Annotated in this window: 6 protein-coding genes and 1 pseudogene; 3 read left to right on the plus strand and 4 right to left on the minus strand. The window is 63.7% G+C overall.

Annotated features, from left to right (window positions below):
- A pseudogene (locus tag EN879_RS20235) lies at positions 1-471 on the plus strand (penicillin-binding protein); the annotation flags it as partial.
- A gap of 9 nt (positions 472-480) precedes the next feature.
- On the opposite strand, the gene EN879_RS20240 reads toward EN879_RS20235, so the two are convergent.
- Positions 481-846, minus strand: coding sequence for a nuclear transport factor 2 family protein (locus tag EN879_RS20240; protein ID WP_027161316.1), 366 nt, complete (start codon positions 844-846; stop codon positions 481-483).
- Between the two features lie 161 nt (positions 847-1,007).
- Between EN879_RS20240 and EN879_RS20245 the strand changes: the two genes are divergently transcribed.
- Positions 1,008-1,760, plus strand: a complete 753-nt coding sequence (locus EN879_RS20245; RefSeq protein WP_013529556.1) for an SDR family oxidoreductase — start codon at positions 1,008-1,010, stop codon at positions 1,758-1,760.
- Positions 1,761-1,773: 13 nt separating this feature from the next.
- Here EN879_RS20245 and EN879_RS20250 read toward each other — a convergent pair whose 3' ends face one another.
- Positions 1,774-2,694 carry a zinc-binding dehydrogenase gene (locus EN879_RS20250; RefSeq protein ID WP_013529557.1) on the minus strand — a complete coding sequence of 307 codons (921 nt, stop codon included), beginning with the start codon at positions 2,692-2,694 and terminating at the stop codon, positions 1,774-1,776.
- Positions 2,695-2,831: 137 nt separating this feature from the next.
- Between EN879_RS20250 and EN879_RS20255 the strand changes: the two genes are divergently transcribed.
- Positions 2,832-3,641 carry a helix-turn-helix transcriptional regulator gene (locus EN879_RS20255; protein WP_063169019.1) on the plus strand — a complete coding sequence of 270 codons (810 nt, stop codon included), beginning with the start codon at positions 2,832-2,834 and terminating at the stop codon, positions 3,639-3,641.
- A 70-nt stretch (positions 3,642-3,711) separates the two neighbouring features.
- Here the strand turns inward: EN879_RS20255 and ybaL are convergent, their stop codons facing one another.
- A complete protein-coding gene (ybaL, locus tag EN879_RS20260) occupies positions 3,712-5,508 on the minus strand; it encodes a YbaL family putative K(+) efflux transporter (protein WP_127274205.1) in 1,797 nt (598 codons plus the stop codon).
- 219 nt (positions 5,509-5,727) lie between these two features.
- A complete protein-coding gene (locus EN879_RS20265) occupies positions 5,728-6,177 on the minus strand; it encodes a host attachment family protein (protein WP_013529560.1) in 450 nt (149 codons plus the stop codon).
- Positions 6,178-6,298: the final 121 nt, after the last annotated feature.

The following is a 6,298-nucleotide window of genomic DNA, read 5'->3' on the forward strand; positions in this document are numbered from 1 at the left end:
GACGCCTGGTTCGTCGGCTACACCGCCAATCTCACCACCGGTGTGTGGTTCGGCAATGATGATGGCAGCCCGATGAAGAAGGTCACCGGCGGCGCACTGCCGGCGCAGGCCTGGCACGAGTTCATGGTTGCGGCCCACGAAGGTGTGCCGGTGCGGCCGCTGCCCGGCACCTGGAAATCGACGCCGGGCGACACAATCGTCCCCGACGAGATACCCTCGGCGAACAACACGGCGCCGGTTCCGTCCACGTCGGTCGGCCAGCAGGCACCAGCGCGGCCAGCAGCGCCGGTTGCCCAAGCGCCAGCGCCGGTCCGCGCGGCTCGTCCCGCCCAAACCGTCGATGCCGATGGCCTTTCCATGCCGGGGGATGACGGCGCCACCGCGTCGATCAAGCACCCGGTGCCGCCAGGCGACGTTGGCGGCCCGCGCAAGAAGCGGCAGACCTCGATCCTCGACCTCCTTGGCGGCTGAGTAGACCTGCTAATTCGCCTTTGGTTTGGCGCTGCCCAGCTTCTTGCTGTCAAAGGTCAGTTTGTCGCTGTGAATTTTGCCGTCGCTGATGGTGAGGTGCTTGGCGCAGGAAAGCGCGCCGGACGACTCTGTCATCAAGTCATACATTAGCAGCGCCTGGTGGTCGTCTCCGAAGGCCGCGATCATGCGCACACCGGTCACATCCTGTGAAAGTTTGGTCAGGCCCTCGAGGTAGGGGGCCTTGCCAGTCGACTGTTGCATCGGCCCATCAAAAACGACGTCGTCGGCGACATAGGATGCTGCCTTTTCGAGGTCGTGTCCTGTCCACGCTTTGGTGAAGGCGGTGGCGATGTCGAGGGGTGCTGTCTGTGTCATGACTTTGTCCTGATAGATTGATTCAGAACCCCGCACCCTTTCCGCATTCAAGGACCAACGGCGAGCCGGCTTCCCGGTTCCTCCTTTGAGGTGAATGGTGACATTTCGGCCTCTCGCCACCTCGGCGGCGTTCGGCTACATCTGCCGGCTGGAGACCTGAAATGACTGAGCTCGACACCCGAAAGACCATCGTGCTGACCGGCGCTAGCCGCGGCATCGGCCACGCCACCGTCAAGCGTTTTTCGCGCGAGGGCTGGCGCGTCATCACCTGCTCCAGGCAGGCTTTCGCCGAGGACTGCCCGTGGCCGGCCGGGCCGGAAGACCACATCAAGGTCGATCTCGCCGATCAGGAGGATGTCGGCATCGCCGTCTCCGAAATTCGCCACCGGCTGGAAGCGCATGGCGGCCAGTTGCATGCGCTGGTCAACAATGCCGGCATTTCGCCGAAGCTCAAGGACGGCAACAGCCGCATGAATTCGATCGACACGCCGATGCATGTCTGGCGCGACGTGTTCCAGGTCAATTTCTTCGCGCCGATCATGCTGGCGCGCGGGCTGTTCAAGGAACTGGCGGCGGCCAAGGGCTCGATCGTCAACGTAACCTCGATCGCCGGAACCCGCGTGCATCCTTTCGCCGGCACGGCCTACGCGACATCGAAGGCGGCACTCGGCTCGCTGACGCGCGAGATGGCGCATGATTTCGGTCCGCACGGCATCCGCGTCAACGCGATTGCGCCGGGCGAAATCGATACCGCGATCCTGTCGCCGGGCACGGACAAGATCGTCGAGACCATTCCTCTCAGGCGCCTTGGCACCACGGCCGAAGTCGCCGACATCATCTTTTTCCTGTGCTCGCAGCAGGCGTCGTATGTGACTGGCTCGGAAATCCACATCAATGGCGGCCAGCACGTGTGACAAAACAGGATGCTCATCCTGTTATGGTGAGAACAGCCTTGCCGCTGAAGCTGCGCTGTCGCAGTGCGTCCAGCGCTTGAGCGACGTCTGTCCACGGCGCCGTCAAGGCCACGCGCGTTTCGAGCCGGCCGGCTGCGACCAGAGCGAGCAGTGAGGCGATGTCCTCGCCGATGCCTGGACCAGACGTGTAGTACGCAAAAGTCTGAAGCCTTGCCCCTTCATGATCCGGAACGAACTGGCGGAATCCGACGGGCGTCAGCTCGCCGCTGCTCGAACCGAACATGACGATGGTCCCGCCAGGTGCGATACGTTCGATCGCGCGTGCGAGGCTTTGGCCGCCGACCGACTCGGTGATCAGCGAGAACGGCCCCTCGGCCAGATCGATCGCTTCGACAACCTGCCGGGCTCCGAGGCCGCGGAGATCGTCGGCGTGCCGGGCCGCGGCGATTGCCGTCACCGAGGCGCCTTGCTCGCGGGCGATCTGGATCTGAAAACGGCCGACCGCTCCGCTTGCACCGGTGATCAAGACCTGCTGGCCGGCGAGGTCGCCGCCATGGCGTAGAGTCCTTAGTGCCGTCGTACCGGCGACAGGAAGTGTGGCTGCGGAAACGAAACTGACGTCATCCGGCAGGACGGCGAGACGGTCGATTGGGACTGCGATGCGTTCGGCCCAACCGGCCTCGTCGACCAAAGCAACAACCCGGGCGCCGACGGCTGGCCCGGAACCATCGGCTGCTCTTCGTTCGACAATCCCCGCGATGTCCTGGCCGGGTATCCAGCCCTCGGGGCGTATGGCAAGCAGGCGCAGTTCGCCCCGGTTCAACGAAGTTGCGTGGACAGAGACAAGCGCTTCGTTCGAAGCCGGTTGAGGCTCGGCGATGTCGGCGAGCCTCAACCCGGTCGCGCTTTCGGGAGAGATGACCAGGGCGAGCATGGCGTACCTTGTTGCTGGCTTGTCGGTGCCAGCTTGCTGTGGAAAGCACGGCAAGCTGAGTACGAGCCGGAGCTTATCGACTTTCGCTGTTAAAGAATTTAGCTATCATGGCGTTTAATCGCTAATAACAGTCAACCATGAGACAACCCCTCAGCTACCCCTGGCTCGATCTCGATGTGGATGACCCTGCCGCGCCGGCGATTGCCGTGCGCGTCGACATCCCCGACACCAGAGCGGAAGTCCCCGCCCATCGGCACCGCAAAGGCCAACTCGTCTTCGCACTCGGCGGCGGCGTCACATGCCGCGTTCCAAGCGGTCTATGGATGGTGCCGCCGCATTGCGGGGTGTGGATCCCCGGCGGCATGGAGCACAGCAATGTCGCAACCGCCAACGCCCGGATTTTTTTCGTCTACATAGAGCCGGGAGCCGCCGATCTGCCGGAGCGGTGCTGCACGTTTTCAATCTCGCCCCTGCTGCGCGAATTGATCATCGAGCTTTCCGATCGGGTGGAGGGTGACGGGGCGAGGGGCGAACTCTTGACCAAGATGCTGCTCACCGAATTGCCACGCATGCCTGTCCAGCAATTGCACCTGCCGATCTCGTCCGAGCCACGCTTGAACAGGATCGCCGAAGCGTTGGCGCAAGACCCTGCCGACCGCAGCACACTGGCGGAATGGGCCAACCGCATCGCGCTCAGCGAGAGCAGCCTCGCCCGCCTTGTGGCAAAGGAGACGGGGCTGAGTTTCGGGCGCTGGCGCCAGCAATTGCACTTGATCGTTGCAATTCGGGAACTGGCTTCCGGCAAGAGTGTCCAGCAGGTCTCGGGCGATCTCGGCTATGGTTCCGTTACGGCCTTCATCACCATGTTCAAGAAGGCGCTTGGGAAGCCGCCGGCCAAATACCTCAGCGGTATCGCGCAAAATGGCGGCTCTGCATTCGTGGCGTGATGCTCGCTTGAAAGGGTGGTCGAGCCGATCACGTTGCCAGCGTGCGAGAGTGCAGCTTGGGCTTTGGGACTCAGGCCACCGACGGCTCGGCGGTTTCGCGCCTCAACTCCGGTTTGGAACCGAGAACTTCTTCCACAATCCCGCGCGCAATCTCGCGCTCGCCCATGATCACCGTATCGGCGCCCAAACCCTTGAGATGTTCGACCTCGGCATCGGAATGGGCACGGGCGATGACGTTGATAGCGGGATTGGCGGCGCGGGCGCGGAGCACGATCTGGCCGGCTTCGAAGGCATTGGGGATCGCAAGGATCAGCCGGCTGGCGCCCTCGGGGTTGGCGGCGGCGAACACTTCGGCATTGGCCGCATTGCCGGCGACGGTCTCGACGCTGTCCGCTTTCAGCTTCGCCAGCGTCTTGTCGGCGTCCTCGATGACCAGGAAGGGCATTGCCGCGCCTTTCAGGGCCGAGCCGACCAGGCCACCGACACGGCCGTAGCCGATCAGGATGGCATGGCCGGTGAGTGCCGTCTTTGGCGGCGGCCCGTCCTCCTTTTTCGCCGCTGCCGCGACAGAGGCCACCTGGCCCGGCTCCGTCGCCGGACCAACCGGTTTTGCCTCGACCGGTGGTGCCGTCCTGGCGGCGCGCCGTTCCAGCCACGGCTTCATCCAGTCGATGGCCAGGAACATCAGCGGGTTGAGGACAATCGACAGGATCGCACCGGCCAGAATGAGGTCGCGGCCCTGTTCCGGCAGCAGCTTCAGCCCGACGCCGAGTTCAGCCAGGATGAAGGAGAACTCGCCGATCTGGGCGAGGCTTGCCGAGATTATCAGCGCCGTGGCGATGGGATAGCCGAAGGCAACAACGATGGCGAACGCGGCCAGTGATTTGCCGATGACGATGATGGCGAGCGTCGCCAGGATTGGCCAACCATTGCTGATCAGGCTGAACGGGTCGAACAGCATGCCGACAGAGACGAAGAACAGCACGGAGAAGGCATCGCGCACCGGCAGCGATTCTTCCGCCGCGCGGTGGCTGAGTTCGGATTCGCTCATGATCATGCCGGCGAAGAAGGCGCCCAGCGCCAGCGAGACACCGAACAGTTTGGCCGCACCGAAGGCGACGCCGAGCGCGATGGCCAGAACCGCCAGCCGGAACAGTTCGCGCGAGCCGGTATGGGCGACATAGTGCAGGATCCAGGGAATGACCCGGCGGCCGACCACCAGCATGACGATGACGAAGGCGGCGACCTTGGCCAGCGTGATGCCGACGACGCCCCAGATGCCGTAGCTGGCCGGCAGCGACAGCAGGCCGCTGGCATGGGCGTCGGCCTGCTCCTGGCCGCCGAGCACGCCAGCGAGCGCCGGCAGCAGCACCAGCGCCAGCACCATGGCCAGATCCTCGACGATCAGCCAGCCGACGGCGATGCGGCCGCGCTCGGTCTCGATCATCCGCCGTTCCTGCAGGGCACGCAGCAGCACCACGGTCGAGGCGACCGACAACGCCAGGCCGAACACCAGCCCCGCGCCCATCGACCAGCCGAGCATCCAGGCAAGACCAGCGCCAAGCGCGGTGGCAAAGCCGATCTGGACGATGGCGCCCGGCACGGCGATGGCACGCACCGACAGCAGATCCTTGAGCGAGAAGTGCAGCCCGACGCCGAACATCAGCAAGATGACGCCGATTTCGGCCAGTTCGTTGGCAAGCCCGGCATCGGCGACGAAGCCGGGCGTGTTCGGCCCGACCAGCACGCCGGCTATGAGATAACCGACCAGGGGCGGAATGCGGAAGCGGTTGGCGAGAGCCCCGAAGACGAAAGCCAGCCCCAGACCGGCGACGATGGTGGCGATAAGGGGCGTGTCATGCGGCATTGTCTATGGAGCGCCTTTCAAGTCAGCGATGTTGGATGAGCGCCGCCCAAGGCCGCCGCCTGTTTGCAATATGGTGGATGGTATGTCGGCGATGCAACCCGCAAAGCCGTGAAATCGACGGCGCTGCCGCGAAAATTTGACCGGCAGCTGAGAAAGCTGCCGGCCGGATCGGAATTTGTGCGGAGCTATTCGTCTCGATTCGTCAGGGCCGATCGATGATCAGGCTGCCCGCAGCAAGGCCTCGATTTCCGGTATGGCATGGTTGGTCAATGTCTTGGGAATTTCGGCGGTCACCTTGTCCCCGACCTCCTTGTGCAGCTTTTTGCGCATTGTCCCAAGCACCACCGGCGGCGCGACGAGCACGATCTCGCTGAACTCGCCGTCATGCGCGAGCTTGTAGAGCCGGGCGGCGATTTCATCGGCAAAACGCTCCTTGCCGATGCGGTGCCAGTCCGTATCCTCGACTGCGCTGCGGTGTACGGAGGGACCATCACTGTATCGGCCGGGGCTGTCACTGCCTTGCTCGCGGGTGGGCGGGTTGTCCTGCTGCATTTCCTGCACCACCTCGAGATTCGGATATTTGTTGTCACCGGCGTTCCTGAGGAAAAGCGCCTTCTCGCCATCGGCCACGATCACCCAGATACCGTGCTTGAGTATGATTGTGTTCATGATGACAGGGCTCCTTTTTAGCCGCGTGGCGACCTTTAGTTGGCATTCCGCAGCCGGATCTCGATCCGACATGACGGGCCTTTTGAGAACGCACCTCGAGCCGGTAATGTTCCAGTCGGCA

It is taken from the genome of Mesorhizobium sp. M7A.F.Ca.AU.002.02.1.1, from assembly GCF_003998535.1.
GTDB lineage: Bacteria > Pseudomonadota > Alphaproteobacteria > Rhizobiales > Rhizobiaceae > Mesorhizobium > Mesorhizobium ciceri.

What these genes read in the sequence shown, in the direction of transcription:
- EN879_RS20240 (WP_027161316.1), bottom strand. Translation starts at nt 846, where the DNA reads ATGACACAGACAGCACCCCTCGACATCGCCACCGCCTTCACCAAAGCG.
- EN879_RS20255 (WP_063169019.1), top strand. Translation starts at nt 2,832, where the DNA reads ATGAGACAACCCCTCAGCTACCCCTGGCTCGATCTCGATGTGGATGAC.
- EN879_RS20250 (WP_013529557.1), bottom strand. Translation starts at nt 2,694, where the DNA reads ATGCTCGCCCTGGTCATCTCTCCCGAAAGCGCGACCGGGTTGAGGCTC.
- ybaL (WP_127274205.1), bottom strand. Translation starts at nt 5,508, where the DNA reads ATGCCGCATGACACGCCCCTTATCGCCACCATCGTCGCCGGTCTGGGG.
- EN879_RS20245 (WP_013529556.1), top strand. Translation starts at nt 1,008, where the DNA reads ATGACTGAGCTCGACACCCGAAAGACCATCGTGCTGACCGGCGCTAGC.
- EN879_RS20265 (WP_013529560.1), bottom strand. Translation starts at nt 6,177, where the DNA reads ATGAACACAATCATACTCAAGCACGGTATCTGGGTGATCGTGGCCGAT.